This window comes from Rhizobium sp. SG741 (genome assembly GCF_012275435.1).
Taxonomy (GTDB): domain Bacteria; phylum Pseudomonadota; class Alphaproteobacteria; order Rhizobiales; family Rhizobiaceae; genus Rhizobium; species Rhizobium lusitanum.
Map to the genome: position 1 here is coordinate 14,496 of NZ_JAAZQP010000011.1, position 18,569 is coordinate 33,064.

The 18,569-nt window shown below is 57.5% G+C and carries 19 protein-coding genes and 2 pseudogenes; 10 read left to right on the forward strand and 11 right to left on the reverse strand.

Translation table 11 applies throughout. The features are described from left to right. Positions 1-20: 20 nt before the first annotated feature. From FHT29_RS24635 to FHT29_RS24655, 5 genes are read right to left on the reverse strand one after another with little or no spacing between them, the layout of a single operon-like run. A complete protein-coding gene (locus FHT29_RS24635; RefSeq protein ID WP_246703104.1) occupies positions 21-218 on the reverse strand; it encodes a hypothetical protein in 198 nt (65 codons plus the stop codon). Positions 219-235: 17 nt separating this feature from the next. Beyond that, positions 236-604 carry a hypothetical protein gene (locus FHT29_RS24640; RefSeq protein WP_168596043.1) on the reverse strand — a complete coding sequence of 123 codons (369 nt, stop codon included), beginning with the start codon at positions 602-604 and terminating at the stop codon, positions 236-238. Next, positions 605-2,461 carry a malto-oligosyltrehalose trehalohydrolase gene (gene treZ / locus FHT29_RS24645; protein WP_348644885.1) on the reverse strand — a complete coding sequence of 619 codons (1,857 nt, stop codon included), beginning with the start codon at positions 2,459-2,461 and terminating at the stop codon, positions 605-607. It abuts the gene before it with no gap. Continuing rightward, positions 2,428-3,204, reverse strand: a complete 777-nt coding sequence (locus tag FHT29_RS24650) for an SDR family NAD(P)-dependent oxidoreductase (RefSeq protein ID WP_113119517.1) — start codon at positions 3,202-3,204, stop codon at positions 2,428-2,430. The genes treZ and FHT29_RS24650 overlap by 34 nt, the downstream gene beginning before the upstream one ends. Then, on the reverse strand, positions 3,204-3,596 hold the full coding sequence (locus FHT29_RS24655; RefSeq protein WP_168600253.1) for a hypothetical protein: 393 nt from the start codon (positions 3,594-3,596) through the stop codon (positions 3,204-3,206). Before FHT29_RS24655 ends, FHT29_RS24650 begins: the two co-directional genes overlap by 1 nt. Before the next feature lie 350 nt (positions 3,597-3,946). Between FHT29_RS24655 and FHT29_RS24660 the strand changes: the two genes are divergently transcribed. From FHT29_RS24660 to xth, 4 genes are all read left to right on the forward strand, one after another. After that, positions 3,947-4,426: a pyridoxamine 5'-phosphate oxidase family protein gene (locus FHT29_RS24660; RefSeq protein ID WP_168600254.1), complete on the forward strand. Its 480-nt coding sequence runs from the start codon at positions 3,947-3,949 to the stop codon at positions 4,424-4,426. Between the two features lie 215 nt (positions 4,427-4,641). Continuing rightward, entirely contained in the window at positions 4,642-7,317 is a 2,676-nt protein-coding gene (locus tag FHT29_RS24665) for a PAS domain S-box protein (RefSeq protein WP_168600255.1), read from the forward strand. Between the two features lie 37 nt (positions 7,318-7,354). Further along, positions 7,355-7,813 (forward strand): response regulator, encoded by a 459-nt coding sequence (locus tag FHT29_RS24670; RefSeq protein ID WP_246703105.1) that lies wholly within the window; start codon positions 7,355-7,357, stop codon positions 7,811-7,813. Between the two features lie 166 nt (positions 7,814-7,979). Next, on the forward strand, positions 7,980-8,759 hold the full coding sequence (gene xth, locus FHT29_RS24675; RefSeq protein ID WP_168596124.1) for an exodeoxyribonuclease III: 780 nt from the start codon (positions 7,980-7,982) through the stop codon (positions 8,757-8,759). Positions 8,760-9,198: 439 nt separating this feature from the next. On the opposite strand, the gene FHT29_RS24680 is transcribed toward xth, so the two are convergent. Then, positions 9,199-9,615 carry an HD domain-containing protein gene (locus tag FHT29_RS24680; protein WP_168596040.1) on the reverse strand — a complete coding sequence of 139 codons (417 nt, stop codon included), beginning with the start codon at positions 9,613-9,615 and terminating at the stop codon, positions 9,199-9,201. 44 nt (positions 9,616-9,659) lie between these two features. After that, positions 9,660-9,863 (reverse strand): annotated as a pseudogene (locus tag FHT29_RS24685) (DUF2934 domain-containing protein); the annotation flags it as partial. A gap of 471 nt (positions 9,864-10,334) precedes the next feature. Here FHT29_RS24685 and FHT29_RS24690 point away from each other — a divergent pair. Further along, positions 10,335-10,790 (forward strand): hypothetical protein, encoded by a 456-nt coding sequence (locus tag FHT29_RS24690; RefSeq protein ID WP_246703106.1) that lies wholly within the window; start codon positions 10,335-10,337, stop codon positions 10,788-10,790. Positions 10,791-10,954: 164 nt separating this feature from the next. Continuing rightward, positions 10,955-11,452 carry a BON domain-containing protein gene (locus tag FHT29_RS24695; RefSeq protein ID WP_168600256.1) on the forward strand — a complete coding sequence of 166 codons (498 nt, stop codon included), beginning with the start codon at positions 10,955-10,957 and terminating at the stop codon, positions 11,450-11,452. A gap of 257 nt (positions 11,453-11,709) precedes the next feature. Here FHT29_RS24695 and FHT29_RS24700 read toward each other — a convergent pair whose 3' ends face one another. After that, positions 11,710-11,973, reverse strand: a complete 264-nt coding sequence (locus FHT29_RS24700; protein ID WP_037190949.1) for a hypothetical protein — start codon at positions 11,971-11,973, stop codon at positions 11,710-11,712. A 257-nt stretch (positions 11,974-12,230) separates the two neighbouring features. Between FHT29_RS24700 and FHT29_RS24705 the strand changes: the two genes are divergently transcribed. The 4 genes and pseudogenes from FHT29_RS24705 to FHT29_RS34630 form a co-directional block, all read left to right on the forward strand. After that, positions 12,231-12,443 (forward strand): hypothetical protein, encoded by a 213-nt coding sequence (locus FHT29_RS24705; protein ID WP_037190950.1) that lies wholly within the window; start codon positions 12,231-12,233, stop codon positions 12,441-12,443. A 275-nt stretch (positions 12,444-12,718) separates the two neighbouring features. Next, positions 12,719-13,147, forward strand: coding sequence for a hypothetical protein (locus FHT29_RS24710; protein ID WP_168596037.1), 429 nt, complete (start codon positions 12,719-12,721; stop codon positions 13,145-13,147). A gap of 179 nt (positions 13,148-13,326) precedes the next feature. Then, on the forward strand, positions 13,327-13,686 hold the full coding sequence (locus tag FHT29_RS24715) for a hypothetical protein (RefSeq protein ID WP_168596036.1): 360 nt from the start codon (positions 13,327-13,329) through the stop codon (positions 13,684-13,686). A 559-nt stretch (positions 13,687-14,245) separates the two neighbouring features. Further along, positions 14,246-14,361 (forward strand): annotated as a pseudogene (locus FHT29_RS34630) (Ku protein); the annotation flags it as partial. Between the two features lie 236 nt (positions 14,362-14,597). Here the strand turns inward: FHT29_RS34630 and FHT29_RS24725 are convergent. The 3 genes from FHT29_RS24725 to FHT29_RS24735 form a co-directional block, all read right to left on the reverse strand. Then, positions 14,598-15,461, reverse strand: a complete 864-nt coding sequence (locus FHT29_RS24725; protein WP_168596035.1) for a hypothetical protein — start codon at positions 15,459-15,461, stop codon at positions 14,598-14,600. 56 nt (positions 15,462-15,517) lie between these two features. Then, complete coding sequence (gene ligD, locus FHT29_RS24730) at positions 15,518-18,166, reverse strand: DNA ligase D (protein ID WP_168600257.1); 2,649 nt, start codon at positions 18,164-18,166, stop codon at positions 15,518-15,520. Positions 18,167-18,234: 68 nt separating this feature from the next. Further along, entirely contained in the window at positions 18,235-18,531 is a 297-nt protein-coding gene (locus tag FHT29_RS24735) for a hypothetical protein (RefSeq protein ID WP_168596033.1), read from the reverse strand. Positions 18,532-18,569 lie beyond the last annotated feature (38 nt).

Here is an 18,569-nt window from a genome sequence, read left to right on the forward strand (position 1 = left end):
CTGCCGCCGAGACATTCGCGTCAGTCGAAGAAATCGCGGTCGTCTTCCGCAAGATTGCGTTTCGCCTTCTCCGGCACGAGATCGACGCCCATGCCCGGCCGGTCGATGATATCGACGAAGCCGCTCCTCACGATCGTCTGGGGCAGGCCCTCCACGATGTCGTACCACCAGTCGGGATCGCCGGTCGTGTATTCGAAGGCGATGAAATTGTTCGGCAAGCTGGCGCAGACCTGGATCAGCGCGCCGAGTCCGAGGAGACCGTTCGCCGTATCAGTTCTCCACCGAATTCAACACTGATTGGGGCGCGGTCAAGGCAGCATCGGTTGTCATGACCGTCCCGATCGCCTTTCTCTTTCTCTACTTCCAGAAACTCTTCGTCTGCGGGCTTGACGGCCGGCGCGACCAAGGGATGACGAATTCCCAAACGATTGACCATTCTGCATGTAATCAGCAGATCAGCTACGCGGCCCCACGTCATATGCCGTGCGCGGATGTCCGTGAGCGGCAGCGGCGGCCCCGAGCCTCCGTAACCCACGGGCAGAGACCTCGGTCCCACATCGATCATGGTAAGCTCAAATCCATTGATCATCTCGGTGTCGCTCATCTAACGAACCTCGTCATCGTTAACGGCTTCCCGCTCTGACAGCCTCGTCATGAATAGGGTCGCGGACCAGGGTGGCAAGCCAGATTCCGTCCGCTGCTCGGACGGATAAATCGTCGCCGAAGCCGATCTGTCACAGATGACGTCCTCCTCCGACAGGTTTGCGCGCATATGCAGGACAACGTCTACGAACCGCCAGTCCACAAAGAGACACCGCTCCGGCGCGGTGACAATCGAGCCGGCATATCCCCGGGCATGGAATAGGAGGGGAACGATGTGATCGCGCCGGAAGCCGATCAGGCGTCGAAGCCAGTCGCTCCATTCGCGGCGCCCTTCGTCGGAGGTCTCCTGCCAATCGAGCTTACATTGCAGGAAAGTCTCGGCAGCACTGGGGTCGGGGATATCACTCACACGCATACCTTCTGGCAGCCCGCCGAAGTTTTCAGCCTCTTTCGGGCGGCTCTCCCGAATTGCCGCGGCGAGATCCCCCTGGTAGTCCGAAAAGAAACGGAAGGGCTTCGAGCTTAGATGGTCGTCGCCCATGAAGAGAAGCGGGATCTGCGGAGACAGGAAAAGGATTTCGGTGAGTACCCGAAGGGCACGCTCGTCGACCATGGTATGAAGACGATTGCCAAGCGCCCGGTTTCCGACCTGATCATGGTTCTGCAGAAAGTGGACGAATGCCGTTGGAGATAACGCCTCAGTCAGCACGCGTCGGTCGCCAAGAATGTGCTTTCCCTGCCGGAGATAGCCGGTGGCCATAGCCCTCCTAAGCTTCTCCCAGGGATGTTCTCTGAACGGCGCGTAGTAGCCCTGGTTCTCGCCCGTGACGATGACATGCAAGACGTGATGAAAATCGTCGTTCCAGTCGGCCGTGTAGAGGCGTCCGCCACCCGCCCTGTCCGCGATCAGCTCGGCACCATTTGCCGGGTTCTCCGTGATCAGATGGAGGCGCCGATTGCCGATTGCCGCATGGGCCGTCTCCGGTATCTCTTCCAGGATGTGAAGAGGACTACTATCGTCAATCTGATCGATAGCGTCAAAGCGCAGCCCGTCGAGGCGAAATTCTCTCAACCAGTAGACGACATTGTCGAGAAAGTAGCGCCGCACGGGATCCCGTTCGAATGCGATCCTTGGTCCCCATGGCGTTGGGTTGTCGCTATGGAAAAAGTCGGGAGCATAGTCCGCGAGGAAGTTGCCTTCCGGACCGAAGTGGTTGTAGACCACATCGAGGAAAACCATCAGGCCATGGCCGTGGGCCGCGTCCACAAATGCCTTGAAATCATCGGGTAAGCCATAGGCATTGTGGGGCGCATAGTGAAGGACACCATCATAGCCCCAGCCACGCCCGCCCGGGAACTGGGCCAATGGCATGATCTCAACGGCAGTGATGCCTACACTCGCGAGCTGTTCCAGCTTTGAGATTGCCGACCGGAAAGTTCCCTCGCGCGTAAATGTCCCGATGTGGATCTCATAAATTATCGTCTCTTCCCAAGGACGGCCTTTCCAATCCCGATTTTGCCAGCGATATGAATGCGGATCGGCAAGGATCGATAGGCCACTAACATCCGTCGCCTGCTGGCGCGACGCTGGATCGGACACGATCCTTCCATCCGGAAGCACGAATCCGTATGGCGTGCCGACCGTCTTCGTCTCGACAAGCGTTTCGAACCAGCCCTCGATATTCCGCTCCATCGCAAGAACCTGGCCGTCTATTCGGAGGCTCAATTCCCGGAGGGCCGGCGCCCACAAGCGAAAACTCGCGCTACCGTCGTCATGAAGAATTGGCCCCCAGGCAAATTGTCTGTTCAAATTGATGGCGTCCATCAGCGCAGCAGCCCCTGGCCGCCGTCGACCCATATCGGCGTTCCGGTGACATGCCGCGCCGCGTCGGAGACGAGAAAAGCGATTACTTCGGCAACGTCCTCGCTCTTGCCGGGTGCGCCGCCTGTAATGGGAACCTGACCCTCCGGCCAGATAACGGGGATCGCAGTTTCGGCCTCGTCTCGCAACGCGGTATTGGCCTCAATATTGGTTTCAATTTCGCCGGGGCAGACAGCGTTGATACGGATATGGTGGCGGGCAAGTTCCAGCGACAGTTGCTGGACAATGGCGACCTGTGCAGCCTTCGTCGCGGTATATGCCGTCGCACCGGGCGTGGTGAATGTGCGCGTACCGTTGATTGACGAGACGACGACGATCGAGCCGCCGCCGCTGCGCTTCAATTCCGGGACCGTGATGTGAAGTGTCAGGTAGGTTCCCGTTAGATTCACCCTGACAGTCTGGTCCCATTCGTGCGGCTTCAGATCGTCGATTGGAGCCCACACACCGTTAATCCCAGCATTGGCGACAACGGCGTCAAGATGGCCAAATTGTCTGACAATCGCGCGAACGGCTTCTCTCATCTGATTTTCGAGGGCTATGTCCGCGGCCAGAGCAATGGCTGCTCCGCCACTCTCCGCAATCGCGGCAGCCGTGGCTATTATCTCTTCTTGGTTGTGACCGAGAACGCCAACCGAATATCCCCTGGAGGCTAGGAGTATGGCCGAGGCCCGTCCGATCCCGGAACCCGCGCCAGTCACCAGTGCGACACGGTTCGCCATCAGTTGCCCGATCGCCTCGAGGGAATACTTGTCACGGTTGCGGAGGCAGGATCACTGGCGGGAAAGCTATTCTCCAGCCCCTGTTCGAGTTCTTCTTCAAAAACATCCGCGTCCTTGCTGGACCGAGCACTGGGAACAGGCTCCGGGGCCCTACTTCCTTCATCAAAATTGCCGTTGCTCAAAGCATCGTAGCGGTTGACGCTACCGTCTCTTTCGTCGCCAAAAGTGGCAAGCTGAACCATAAGGGCCTTGGCGTGGGTGATCGCCCCTGAGTCGTCGAGGGCGTCGTTCGGGGTACTGAAGGTGACCGAAACGAATTCGGATCCCTCGCTAACGAATTCCACCGTTGTCGACCCATCGCTCAACGCAACGCGTGTCTCTGTAACCTGCATCTCATCTCTCCTATCACATCATTAAGCAGAACTCGCGAAGGCCTCGTCAGGTTCCTGTCCACTGTCGGACGGACTGGCGACTTTCGGGATTTGTGCCGATCGGTTCCTGCTGATTTCCAGCGTGACATCCACGGAGGTTCGCACTTTCTAATCGGCATCGGACTTCGGCGCGCCGGAACACCGTGACTAGCCGCAGGTTGATCTGACCCGCAGCCGCGGCCCTTCACTCCCCTTCCGCCCACGTAACATCACCGGATAGCGAGGTAGCGAGACTTCAAGACAGCGACCCAGAGGAAGGGAACAACCAGACGGCATTGGGGGTTTGGTATCTCTAACAGCGGGAGAGCGACATGACCGAACAGGACGATGCGACGCGCGTTTGGGATCTCGTCGAAACAATCGGCTTTTGCATGTTGGCCACGCAAAATGGGTCTGAGCTGCGTGCGCGGCCGATGACGGCTCACGCTGAGCGCATAGAAAACGCGATCTATTTCCTGACCGATGTTAAGGCTCACAAGGACGAGGAAATTGCGTTGCGACCCGACGTGTGCCTGGCCTACGCCGACACGAAAAGGCAGAAATATGTCTCGGTTTCCGGGCAAGCCGAGATTCTTAAGGATCGGCGGTGGATCGACGAGTTATGGGGGCCACCCGCGAAGATATGGTGGGACAGCCCGAATGACCCTGCGATCAGGGTTTTGAAAGTCACCCCGTCCTTTGCGGAGTTTTGGGACTGCTCGGGCACGATCGTCAGCTACATCAAAATGGTCGCTGCCGCGATATCGAGGGCAAAGCCGGATATCGGAGAAAATGCCAAGGTTGATCTCTGAGCTATGAATGCATTTTCGGCGCAGGGAGATTGACGTTCGGTGGCCTTTGGTACGCAGGTGCCATCGCGTTTTCCTCCCTGCCGAGCTGCTGGTCCCCACGATCCTGACGAGATCCGGAATTTGGATGAACACGTCAGCCAGCGACGCGTCCTTAATGGAACTTTCCACATGACGCGCCGTTTCAGCAAAGACGGGTTCAAGCGAAGGTTCCTGATATGCGTAATGATATTGTAGTGGAGTCCGCTTTACCTCATGTCTTGCGGTCTGAATTCCCACTACAGCCGAAGCCGGATCTGATCGAAAACCTGCCTTTGGCAATTTATGCTTGCGATGTCCGGGGCCGCATTCTTTGGTTCAACAAGCAGGCAGCAGCACTCTGGGGTCGGGTACCGGCGATCGGTTCTGACGACGACCGGTTTTGCGGCTCCCACAAGTTCTACTTGAACGGCCGGCAGATTTCGCCCGCAAGAGCGCCCATGGCGGGCGTGCTGCGGACGGGAGAAGCAATTCACGGGCTAGAGGGAAAACTTGAGCGGCCTGACGGGTCTGTGATCTCGGTGATGGTTCACATCGAGCCTGTGGAGGGCGAAAATGGGGTAATCGATGGGGCCATCAGCTGCTTTCACGATATTACTCGGCGCATTCAGGCAGAGGACACCGTTAAGCGCCAGGAGCAGCGCCTCGTCGCCACCTTCGATCACGCAGGCATCGGCCTCGCCGAAGTCAACGCAGATGGTAAACTTCGGCGCGTTAACGAATGCCTTGCAGATTTGCTCGGCTATCCTGCGAGCGAATTGCTGGATCGCTCGATCTTCGATCCGTTCTTGGCGGAGAGCGCTGATATCGACGAACATGAATTCCGACGTCAGGTGCGCGGAGAGATAGATCACTATACCATTGAGAAGCGCATCGTTCGGCGCGATGGTACCAAACTATGGATTGCGGTGACCTCGGAGAGTGTCAAGGACGTAGAGGGTCGATTTCTATATGCCGTGCGTGTCCAGCATGACGTGACTGCTCGTAAAGAAGCTGAAATCGCCCTCCTGCGCCACGTGGAAGAACAGTCTGCGCTCTATGAATTTACCGATGGCCTTCAGCGCGCGGCGACCCTTGATGACGTTTACCAGCTCGCTCTGAGTGTGATTGGGCGAGCACTCCGTTGCGACCGCTCTGCGGTTTTACTGTTCAGCGAGACAGGAGAGTTGAACTTTGTCGCCTCACGTCGCCTTTCACCCGCCTATCAGTCAGCGGTCGCGGGTCATTCTCCCTGGTCCTTGCAGAGTACCAATCCGGAGCCTATTACAATCGAAGATATAGAGAGAGCGGATCTGCCTAGACCACTAAGGGATGCGATACGCAGTGAGGGGATTGGCGCACTGGCCTTCATTCCGATCATCTCGCAAGGCCGCCTTTTGGGGAAGTTCATGACTTATTATGATCTTCCGCATGCCTTCAGCCAATCGCAGATTCGGCTGGCCCAGACCGTCGCCCGGCAACTCGGATTTGCTGTGGAGCGGGTTCGCAACGAAACTGCGCGTAAGCTAGCCGAACGCGCCGCCAACCAGCTTGTCGCAATCGTAGAGTCGTCCCATGACGCGATCGTGAGCAAAGATCTTAACGGCATCATTACGTCGTGGAACGACAGTGCCGAGCGTCTATTCGGCTATCCGCCGGAAGAAGCCATCGGCAAGCCGATCACCATGATTATTCCGCCGGATCGCTTGGATGAAGAACCCCTCATCCTCGGGCGTATTCGCCGTGGCGAGCGCGTTGATCATTTTGAGACGGTGCGCCAACGCAAGGACGGCGCACTGGTGGAAATCTCGTTGACCATTTCGCCCATCCGGGACGATCACGGCAGGGTTATCGGTGCTTCGAAAATCGCGCGCGACATCACGGATCGCAAGGCTGCGGAGGCTAAGCTTCGAAGCAACGAACAGCAAATGAAAGATCTGCTCGCAGCGATACCGGCAGCAATCTATACCACCGACGCCAACGGCAAGATCACCTACTACAACGAAGCAGCCGTTGAACTTGCAGGCCGCATCCCCATAATCGGCTCTGACGAATGGTGCGTGAGTTCGAAACTCTATTGGCCCGACGGCACGCCGCTGCCCCATGACCAATGCCCAATGGCGATTGCGGTGAAAGAGGGTCGTATCGTGCGGGGGGTGGAGGCCGTCGCGGAAAGGCCGGATGGGACGCGGATACCTTTCATCCCTCACCCCACACCATTGCGCGACGAAACGGGCGCCGTCATCGGCGGGATCAATATGCTGGTCGACATCAGCGAACGAAAAGAGGCGGAAACACAGATACGCTTGCTGTTCAACGAGCTGAACCATCGTGTCAAAAATAATATGCAGATGCTCCAGTCGTTGGTGAGCTTGGCAAGTCGCAAGACGGATAATACCGAAGCGCGCGAAATTCTTCGCGATGCCAGCAAGCGAATTGCCGCAATGGCTGCGGCGCAGCAGGTTCTTTACAGCACGACGGACGCCGCGCATTTTTCCGCCAGAGAACTTCTAGAGTCAATCTGCGAAACCGCACGTCAGACGTTCCCAGGACAGGTCACCATTCGATATTCGATCGATGATACGGTACTGGCGAACGATACGGCAATGCCGCTCGCCCTCATATTGAACGAACTTCTGACGAATGCCCTGAAATACGGTGGCAACGCGCGCGAAAGAACACTTGAGGCGGGCCTCCTGAGGGCAGATGGCAAGATTTGCCTTTTTGTGGAAGACGATGGTCCCGGCTTTGACTGGGAATCTGTTCGACACCGTTCGTCCGGATTGAAGCTGGTTCAAGGCCTCGCACGACAGTTGCGTGGTCAGTTTTCTGTCACAACTGAACCGAGGACACGATGCAGCATTTATTTTTCCTGAAAGCTTATTCGACGGCTTCGGACCCCATCATCGTTGCATGCTGGATCTCATCCTGATGCCCGCGCACGAGAAACTGCCGGCAAAACAGTGGGTCGACAAGCCGGCCCTCGATCGCAGCCCCGGCGTGCCGACCCGGATTATGATCGTTGAAGACGATTTCCTGATCTCAATCCAAATGGAGGAAGCTTTGAGAACAGCCGGCTTCGAGGTAACGCTGGCAAGCTCCTCCGAAGAGGCCTTGCAAATTGCTGGCGGGGAAACTCCTACGCTGGTGGTGATGGACGTTCGTCTCCCCGGAGCGTTGGACGGGGTCGATACCGCGCTCGAACTGTTTAAAACATATGGCCTCCGCTCGATTTTCTCAACGGCCCATTCGGATCTGGAGATCCGCGCTCGCGCCGCTCCGGCACAGCCGATCGCATGGCTTACTAAACCCTACTCGATGGCTTCCTTGGTAGCAGCTGTCCAATCTGCTCTCGGCACCGGCAATTCGTGATAGCAGCACTTCAGGGCTTATCGGTTGACGCTTACTTTGTACCGGCGCGACGATGTGCCTTCGCTCGGAACAAATTGCCACCCGCTCGCCTTTTCTTGTCGAGTGCGGGCCGCGCAACACGGACCTGCGGATGCGACGGCCCTGCGTCACGCACGAGGAAAACATGCTGAAGATAGCCACCTATAACGTCAACGGCATCAATGGGCGTCTAGCGGTTCTGCTTCGGTGGTTGGAAGAGGATATCCCGGACGTTGCATGCCTTCAGGAACTCAAGGCACCTGATAACAGGTTTCCTCATCGCGAGCTCGAGCGCGCCGGCTACGGCGCGATCTGGCACGGCCAAAAGAACTGGAACGGTGTGGCAATCCTCGCCAAGGGCACGGTGCCTGTTTTCACGCGGCGTGGGCTTCCAGGCGATCCGGAAGACACCCACAGCCGGTATATCGAGGCGGCCGTCAAAGGTTTGCTCGTGGGTTGCCTTTACCTGCCGAATGGCAACCCCGCACCCGGCCCGAAATTCGACTATAAGCTCGCCTGGTTCCGACGCCTGCATGACTACGCCGCGGACCTGCTCGAGCTTGAGGTTCCCGCGCTGCTCGTGGGTGACTTCAATGTCATGCCGACGGATATGGATGTCTATGCCCCGGAGCGCTGGCGGGACGACGCACTGTTCCGCCCAGAAGTACGTCAGGCCTATGCGGGCCTCGTCGCACAGGGCTGGACAGATGCGATCCGGCATCTTCATCCGGACGAGCGGATATATACCTTTTGGAAATACTGGCGGAATTCCTTTGAGCGCGATGCCGGACTGCGTATCGACCATCTTCTCTTAAGTCCCACCATTGCGCCGTTCTTACGGTCAGCCAACGTCTATCGAGATCCGAGAAGCTGGGACCACACCAGCGACCACGCCCCCGTCATGATCGAGATAGACGAACCGGTCTGAAGACGAAAATCGATGATGGCCAATAGGGGCTACGAATAGGAAGGATCAGAGGAATGGCGAAAGAAGACAAGAAGGCGCAACAGGCAATTGAGGCACAAAACGAGAAAAAGCCAGCAAGTTCGGCGGAACATCCGAACATCTGATCGACGAGACAAAGACACCGGGCGTAGGCACGCTGCCAGAGGCTGGTGAGGAAAGTGTGGCACCTAGCTCTGGTTAACGCTGATGGGGCCGAGCTTCGCTCCGTTGGCCGCGTGGCGCATCGCAATGTTCTTCGATCGTCGGCAGTCAGCAACCGCGCATCTTTTCGCACTCGCCAGGCATCGTCCGCGAGAAGCTCTTCACGTCCGCGAATATGGAGCCCGGCGATGTTTTCCAACGGAACCCGCCTTCGTTGAGGTATGGGCTGCCGGGTGCTTTAGGCGGGCGAAGGCGCCGTTTAGCCGTCTATCACGCCGAACAGGATATCTAGCCCCCGTTGATATTTCTCAGGGTTCATGCCGGTCTGCTCTGCCTGCCACAAATTATCTTCGAGATCCGCTCGCTTGACGGGCAGCGCAAGCGGATTTGATGCTGCCCGTCTCACGAACTCATCATCTGTTTCCCCCATCCGTCGCGTCATTGCATCTACAGCCGACACAATCGTTGGCGGAAAGCCTTCTTCCCTCAGGCGGTCGAGCGTCCAACCTCTTCCCTTCTCGACGACGTCATGAAGATATGCGACCGTCCGAGCTTCACTGCCGGAAACGACAAGCGCGATCCGCTGACAATGCTCAAAGAACGGCCGGCCTGTCTTGTCGACCTGTCCCTCATGGGCCTCGAGTGCGATTTGGATCGCGTGGTCAAGATGTTGCATGACGATCAATGCCCTGCGGTCTTTTTACGCGTCCGGTTTGACGACGCTTCGCCGGCGGCATGAAGAAGGGCTTCAGCGTCATGATCGTCTGCATCTAGCAGGTCTTGCAATGTCTCGTGCTCATTGTCCTCCTCCAGTTCATCGCAGGCTTGCAGCCAATGGCGCAACGCAGCGCCATCGGGGCGACCCTCGTTCTCCCAGATTTCGTGAGCGCGGCGGCGGATTTGTTCATGTTTGTCAGTAGCCATAATTCCCCGTGATCCAACTGGGCAATTCGCGCACCGCAAGGATTGAACGTGTTTCGCAACTTCTCTTGCTTGGTGCCGTTGCCTCGTGACTAACTCAATTTGTGGAGCATTGTTCCGATTGTGCTCGCCGACCCCAAAAGCTTTCGCTCACTCCGCGGACGACTGGCGCAGACATGCTGTATTTGGAGGGATGTCCTGATGGCGACACCTCTGACGAGATCATCGGCCGATCTGTTCCAGCGGAAGGGCGAAAAGAACCCGGTCTTCGTCCGCTTCTCCGGAACCGAAAGAACGTTGGATCGTTCTTTCATCGGTTCATAGGCGAATCTCCGGGAGTGGTGACGCTCATCAATTACCATTGAACGCAATCACCGGCACAGCTGCTCCAACAGCAGACATTTGAAAAGACTATAAAATGCGCGCTCAACGTCGATATGCAGTCATTTTAGAACTGCGGAAAGGCCATCATCCATGGGTACTATTCAAGGCACTAGCAGCGATTTTTGGCCCCGCCAGAGAATGACCGAACGCCCGAACATCGGAGAAAAAGCATTGAAGACGTTGATCGTGGCGGCCACCCTCCTGTTGCCGCCAGCCGTGGCAGAGGCTCAATCACCTCAGCTCGAAAACATATGCCAGGTCGTTGCCAAGAATTTCCTTTTGACTGATCATCTCAACGTCGGAATCATCCAATCCTTTCCAGAATTGAAGCCGCCCGGAGCTCGTTTGACGTACTCCACCCGACCTGGAACCAGCAAGTCAGATATGATCGACAGCTTCGAATGTGAATTCGATAAGTCCGACCCACCTTACCATCTCACGCGGTTCTGCGTGTCCCAGGTCTGCTATTCCGCAAGCGATGCCGATGCCGACCGGAAGCGGCGCTTCGACGAAATGCGTATCCTGCTCGACCGCACGAACAAATGATCCCGTTTCGCGCGCCAGGGGCGCAGAATGAGCGGACCTCGCGTCAGCCTGGAAGGTCGGATGTCAGGTCTTGATCATTCATCCATTTGGCCATCACGTGACAGATATGATTGAAACAAAATCGGGGCTCCTTTGTTTAACTGATCAGAACAAAGGAGATAATCATGACGCAGTCTCGAAAATCGAAAAATCTGTCACGGGAAGAGGATTATCGCGATTATCAAGACCGCGACAAACGTGATGGCTGGCCGTATCCTGACGAAGGTGGGCTCGGCTCGGCCAATACGGAAAATCGGGGATATGGCGCCAACCCGCCGAATTTCGACGAAGAGGCCGACACGTATCTCATCGTAGACGCAGCCAACGCGACGGGCCTTGAGGAAAACTCCGCCCACACCGCCGGCCCTCTATCAACGGATCGCATCGGCAGCGATGAATTGGAAGCGGCAATTACCGAATGGCTCCATCAGGACGACGAGATCGATGCCGACAGCATCGATGTGCATGCCAACAACGGCATCGTGACATTGGACGGCAGCGTCGAAACGAGGTCAATGTTCCGAGACATTGAAGTATTCGTCCTGTCCGTGCCCAGCGTCGTCGAAGTTCGCAACAATCTGCGAACTATTGGCGTGGAGTCCCATATACCGCCGGACGCATAGCAGAAAGCTGAGCTTGGGCTCGCAGTTTCTACCTTGCATTGCACTTGACTCTAGCCTTGTGCCGGGTGGATCGCACTACCAGGCGGGTCGTTGTGTATCCCACCGGGGCATTAACCGGCCTGGAATGGGAGGGTCCCGGTTTTCTGTTTTCTACAAGTTGCGGTGAGGACGATTTTTGGTCGACGCTACAGAAGCGACAAGCCCAATTTCTGGAATGTCAGCACGGCCGGTTCGCTTGCAAGAGCCAAACGTGACCACTACAGAATAGCTACCCCTGCCGCCAAAAGAAGACACGCTGAAATGATCAGCGCGGCATGCGCGCCAGTGACGAAGGCGTCGGAACGAACCACCAGCGAACCGACGAGCGCCATGCCCAGAACGGTGCCGTTTTCCGCGCCGAATTGAAGACCCAGTTGCAATGCCTGAGCGCGCTTTTTGACGCTCACCAAAGAGCTGGATGTAAGCGTTGGTGCCATCAACCCGAGACCGGCCCCAATGACGACTGGAGGATCGATGTCCATCATGCTCTTCCATGTTGCCTTCAAGAAAAACTCTCAAAAGCATGATTGGATCGATCGGCTCGAGAGGACTGTGAGCGGGAGAAGGACCTGAATTCGCTACTTTTGTCGATGGTATGGTCCCTGCCAAGCAACCAGTGATGTCATGCGGCCAAAAACGTTCGGTTCACATCCTCAAAGGGAGACTTTTAACACTGCGGTGAACGGAACTTTCTATGTGGCCATCCATTAGATGAGTGAAACGAACGGGATGGTTACAGATGGAAGCGCAGCTTTGCAAGCGGCGTCGGCCGATACGCGGTATTCCCTATTCTCTGGCAGAATTTCAGAAAAAGTATGGACTTACGGCGGAAACGGCCAAAAGCCTGTTCGTCCGGTTCGGACCCTCATCAATCGAATTGGATCTGCTGATGGCAGCGAAACGACGAGCCCCATCGATCAACGAGCTAACAAAAGAAATGGATGTACGGTAGAGGATCACAGCGGCCTGGAAAATCTTTTTCGCTGATATGCGCCGGGCTACGCTGTTGCAAACGTAACCCAATTTCTGTTCTGTAGCGCGCTTGCTCTACACCACCGATCGCCAGACTTCGTGGGCGGCGGGCAAGGGCACTCTTGCATTGGCGGAACATTGTTGGTCTGCACGAGTTCCTTGCTAGCTGATCGATGCCGGGAGACTTCGTGACAATTCCTGGCGATGAGCCACCATATGTCGTGCGAGACCCCTCCAGATGTTGAGGAATTCACAATGAACCCGAACGATATCGAATCTGACAGCATTGGAGGCAACAAAATTGCCGGCGCACCGACAATTCTCGACGAATACCGTTCTTTTGGGGAGGGTGCTGATGTCGTAGACGAGCCCCACGCTCTTGAAGAACTGGAAATGCGTTTGCAAGCTCTCGAGACCGACATTGCGATTGTCCGAGCGCGCGTCAACACAATCCTCATTCAGGCGGCGAGGGTCGTTGACGCCAAAGTTGAATGGGTTGATGGCTGCGCGCATGCGCAGATGGGTTCACATCCATGGCTGAAGCTTTCGGCGGCAGCTAGTGCGGCCTTTGTGGCCGGAAGACTTATCCATCGTTTACCACTGGGTCTTATCGCATTGGCGGCAAAACTACTGGTCGTCAGCGCGATCGGGACAGCTTACCCCGGTAAGGAGGTACGGCTCTGATCATGAGGGCGGCTATGCGAAGTTCAGCGTACTGCGATCTTCCTCGATTGCCTGGCCGTCCCATGGCCATACAACCAAGAAAGCCGGTTTCCGAAACCGGCAAATCTGCGCCCCCATCGGCAGGGGCCGTCTTTCGCGATCGCTACCCTGACCACCTAAACGTTATGGAGGAAACATTTATGCCGACGTCCAAACAATCGCCTGCGGTCCAGTCCATGCGTAAGGAACAAAAGGAGCAGCGGACCCGCGCCCGAATGAGCGAGCTCGATACCGGGCTCGAGGGCACTTTTCCCGCGTCCGACCCGATTTCGGCCACGCGTAGTGCGGTTTCGGTCGTGCGGGTCGATGCCGAGGCGGCCAACAGCGCGATGCGGCAGCAGGCGGCGTTCGGCTCACCGCTAGTTTCGAAGACGGCACGTACTGCCAAGGCTGATGGTTGGAGCGCGGTTCGTAAAATCGAAGATCGGATCCGCAAGCAACCATTAACAGCAGTGGCGGTCGTCGCCGCCCTCGCCTGGGTCTTCGGCGCAACGCGTTGAGAACGCCGATCGATCTAGATTATCTTGGACAGAAGAGGCTTCGTCCGGTGCTATTCCTTCCAGCGTCAATGCCAACGCAAAATGCCTGGACCTCCAAAGGGTTGGCGAGAAGTGATTTTCGTCGACGTTGATCTTGTTTCAAGCGCGCTCCTCATTTCGGCAACGCGTGTCATTAGTACTTTCGTGCGGTATTTGGGAGAGGTGGCGGTCGGGTTGTCCTACTGCTAGAAGACGAGCCATTAATAGCGCTCGACGTTGAGGACGCTCTCGGCAATGTGGGCTTTCAAGAAATTCGAACCATCTCATCCTGCGCAGACGCGGAAGCCTGGCTCAAGCGAAGCAGCCCTGTATTCGCCATCGTCGATCCGCGCCTGCGAGACGGAATGCTCAGATGTTAGTAAAGAGAAACGTCCCATTTATGGTCTACTCCGCGACGTCATCGCTGTCGCCGACCGGGAGCCAGCCCTCGCATCGGCGTATGGCTGTCAAAGCCTTCGCCAACCACAGATCTGATCGAGACAATTGAAATGGCTACACTTAGTCGAGACTAAGCGATAGGCTGCGGGACGGCATAAAATGAAAAAGGTCGCGGCCCTTGCCCGGACTATTCTGTTCCGACGGATGCCCACCGTTCTCATTCGCCCACATGCTAAGGGCCTGATCGCCAACACGCTCATCCGCGCACATTTCCGGTGTGAGTCGCTTGCCGAACCAGCCGAGATTTTCCAAAACCCCGTTTCAACGGTGGCCGAACGGGATGCCCCGACCGGACGGTAGCCTGACCATTTCACGCGGGTAGATCTGCGGCGAGCTCGAAGCTTTTCAAGCTCGTTCAGCATCTGCCGCCTGCCCAATCGGGGCGCTTCTCTCCCAGCTATCACCACTTACTTGCCATGCTTTTCTTCCTTGCGCTACTGGGCGCGCCGTCTTGATCTGGCCTTTTGCCGCGCGGTTCGCAATTCTTCCAGATCCGGGAACCACCAACCTCGAATGAGTTCTTCCTCTCCAGATCGCATTCGTGCCGGCCAGGTCATCACCAGCTCCTCCAAAGAACCGAGCCGCCACCGCGCCCATACATGCTCCTCATTCTGCCCTGCAGGAAAATAGAACGCACTGACAGTCGCGGGGTCTGCCAGCTCGGCATCCGTGCCGATGAAGATAACGACACCGGCATGCGTACCGACCGCACGCTCGAACGGCGGGACATCGTCAGCGGGAACAGGATAGCGTTTTCGCCTACGCTCCTTCAATTTCGCCTTCGATATCTCCTCTTCCTCCGTGCCCTTAGTGGCCTCGCGGCGCGCTTTCCTAACCTCGGGTTCGTTGCGCGCGGCTGCCGCCTCGATTGCGGACCATCGTCGGCGGAGTTCGTCGTATGATCGGTAAGGGACAGTCCACAGCCGGCGATCCGCGTCCCAGCGCGCGAACGGGATTTCTCGTATTTCGTTCACGACAGTGCGCGAGTAGGGTGTCCGGATTTGAAAGGCCGAAGGCGTCGCTTCGAGATAGCGGCTTTCGATTGGATCGAATGCGAAAGCATCCCTGCCCTTTTCGTCGGCAAAAGCGTCCGCCTCCGCTTCCATCTCGGCGCGCCAGCGTCCAATTCGCCTCTCGGCGGTCCGGCCGGGCACAAACCAGGCATTTAAGGTGTCACTCCAGCGTGCACGCGGGAAAGACTCACGAAAGCGCTGCACGGTAATCCGATCGTGAGGCAAGTCTGTCGTTGCGCCAACGCGCGGCTCAGTTGAGGTGGCTTCGTTCTGTTCCTTTTCCATGGTGCCTTGCCGCACGAATTCGAAATCCTGTTCAGTCGCCAGGCCGCCACGAACGCTCAAGCTACCTGTCTGGACTTCCCGAGGCGCTTGATAGCCTGCTCAAGCGGCCGTTGACCGTCGCAATAATCCTGCCATGCCGAGCTTGTCGCAAGCAGCCCAGGAACTGTGCGAACCGTAAATCTCTTTGGATCGAGGTCCGCTTTGACCTGGGTCCATGTCAGCGGCATCGACACCGTGGCGCCCGGCCGCGCCCGTGGAGACAAAGGTGCGACAGCCGTCGCCATGCGATCGTTGCGCAGGTAGTCGAGGAAGATGCGCCCTTCACGCTGGTTCTTGGCCATCTTGATCAGGTAGAGACCCGGATTGTCACGTGCCATCTGCTCGCAGACGTCATGGGCGAAGCCCTTCGCTATGTCCCAGCTGAGTTTCTTGCCTTTCGGCACGGCAAGCGGCGTCACCACGTGCAGTCCCTTGCCACCCGTCGTCTTGCAGAAGCTGACGAGCCCGAGGTCGTCCAGCCGGTCGCGGATTTCGCGGGCGGCGTCGACGATGGTGGAGAATTTGACATCGGGACCGGGATCGAGGTCGAACACCAGACGGCCGGGCACCTCCGGCTGACCAGGCTCACAGTTCCACGGGTGTAGCTCGACACCGCCGATCTGGGCGATCGCAGCAAGACCTTCGACCCGATCGATCTGTAGGTATGGTTTCTTGTCGCCAAGAACCGTAACCAGTTCCAGCAGGTTCGTTGTTCCCGGCATGGCGTGTCGCTGAAAGAACTGTTCTCCCCCAATGCCGTCGGGTATGCGGATAATGGAACAAGGTCGCCCCTTGATGTGGTCGATCAACCAGGAGCCGACGGCTTCGTAATAGCGCGCCAGATCAACCTTGGTCACCGGCTCCCCATCACCGGCATCCGGCCATAGCGGCTTGTCCGGACTGGAAATCATCACGCCCATCACCTCCACCTTCCCGCCCTTCCGAAAGGGCTTTGGCGCAGGTTTCGACGTCTCGGGGTCGGGCACCTCGGTTTTGGCGGGTGAGGCCGGCTTCTCGGCCTCGACCTCTGCGGCCGGCTTATCTTCCCGCAAGCCCTTGAAGGCCGCCTGACGCACCTGGCCATCGGCCGTCCAGCCGGCAAACTCGATCTCGGCAACGAGTTCTGGTTTCAGCCAAACGATATCGGAAGTTTTCTTCGGCGCGCCAATCCCCGTGAACGGCGATTTAGATGTTTCCATCTCCCGCAGTTTGGGGAGCAACGTCTCGACGGTCTTGGCGCCATAGCCCGTGCCGACGCGCCCGACATAGTCGAAGTGGTCGCCGCGATTGACGCCGACGAGCAACGATCGGAACTTGCCATTGGTTTTTGCGTAGGCGCCGATGACGACTTCGTGCCCTGCCCGGCATTTCGACTTCGCCCAGGTCTCCGTGCGGCCCGATTGGTACGGCACATCGCCCCGCTTGGAGACAATCCCTTCCAGCGACAAACGACAGGCAGATCTGAGAACGGCATCGCCACCGGTTTCGAAATGCTCGACGAAGCGCAGACGCGGATCTTCGCCGGCGCCCGACAAGAGCGCCGCAAGCCGTTCCTTTCGTTCGGTGAGCGGGAGCTCGCGCACGTCTTCGTCCCCGACGAAAAGGAGGTCGAACGCGAAGTAGACTAGAGCGTCGGTCTTTCCTTCCGACAGCGCGGCTTGCAGAGCGGCGAAATCCGGGGCGCCGTTTTCGTCGAGTGCGCAGATTTCTCCATCAATAATGGCATCTGGAAGAGCGGAAGCCGACCTGGCGATGGCCGGGTACTTGCCTGTCCAATCCAGGCCTTTGCGGGTTTTCAACGTCACCTCACCATCCTCAATTCGCATCTGAATGCGATAGCCGTCGAACTTGATCTCATGGATCCAACCGTCGGCTGATGGCGGGCGAGCCAGGGTTTCGCACAGTTGCGGCGGGATGAAATCCGGCATGGCGGATTTCATCCGCTTGGCGGCGGCCGGCCTTTTCGCGGTCTTGGTCCTTGTGTGGCGTCCCTCGACGGCAAGACCGTGACTGCTGTCCCATACTGCATCCGCCTCGACCTCGCCATTCTGCAGCATGAATGGCTTCGGCTTCCTGCCTTTTCCGGATGCGATTGCCTCCATCGTCCTCGCGGACGCCACCGACGTAGCGTTTTCTTCAAGGACAGCGGCGCCGTTCTCCTCGACCGAAAAGTCGTCACGATGCTTGATCAACAGCCAGTTGGTCCGTTTGCCGCCATCCCGGTCATGCCGCATGCGAACGAGGACGAAACTCCCATGGAGGCGCTTGCCTTCCAGGGTGAATTTGAAGTCGCCCTTCCTCAGAGCCTCTTCTGGCGACTTGCTGCCCTCCGGTTCCCAATAGCCGCGGTCCCACAACATGACCGTACCGCCGCCATATTGCCCCTTTGGGATCGTGCCTTCGAAGTCGCCGTAGTCCAGCGGATGATCTTCCACCTCCACGGCCAGCCGCTTTTCGTGCGGATTGAGCGAAGGCCCCTTCGTCACGGCCCAGGATTTGAAGACGCCGTCGAGTTCAAGCCGAAGGTCATAGTGGAGACTGGTAGCATCGTGCTTCTGGATCACGAATCGCCGGCGGTTCGATGGCTTGACTTGAGCTTCGCCACTCGGTTCCCCGGTCTTCTTGAAATCGCGCTTTGCACGGTACATCGAAAGATTGTCGGTCATAAACTCCAAGCTCCTCCAATTCTGGCAAAAGAAGGGATCCGGCTTTCCCGCCGGCTTCCATTGGCGACCTAGCGACCCAATACACGGATCGCGCCGGCATCACCGTGATTGCGTTGAACGAAGGCGATCTGATCGGCGGCGACCACGATCTCACCTTCGAGCGCGGCGTCGGTGCGCGCTTCTCCATCGTGAGAGGCGTCACTACCGGACGATGCCGAGCCTGCGGTATTTTCGGTCGTGGCAGATTGGATGAAAATGTCCGGCCTTGAGATACCGCGCAGCTCAACCAGATGTTCGACGGCAAGCTCGGCCGCCTCGCGGGAGTCAAACGTCGCCCACATTGTCGTGGTACTGTCGTCTGCCATTGCCCTTCTCCTGCTATTAACCTCACAGAATCAAAACG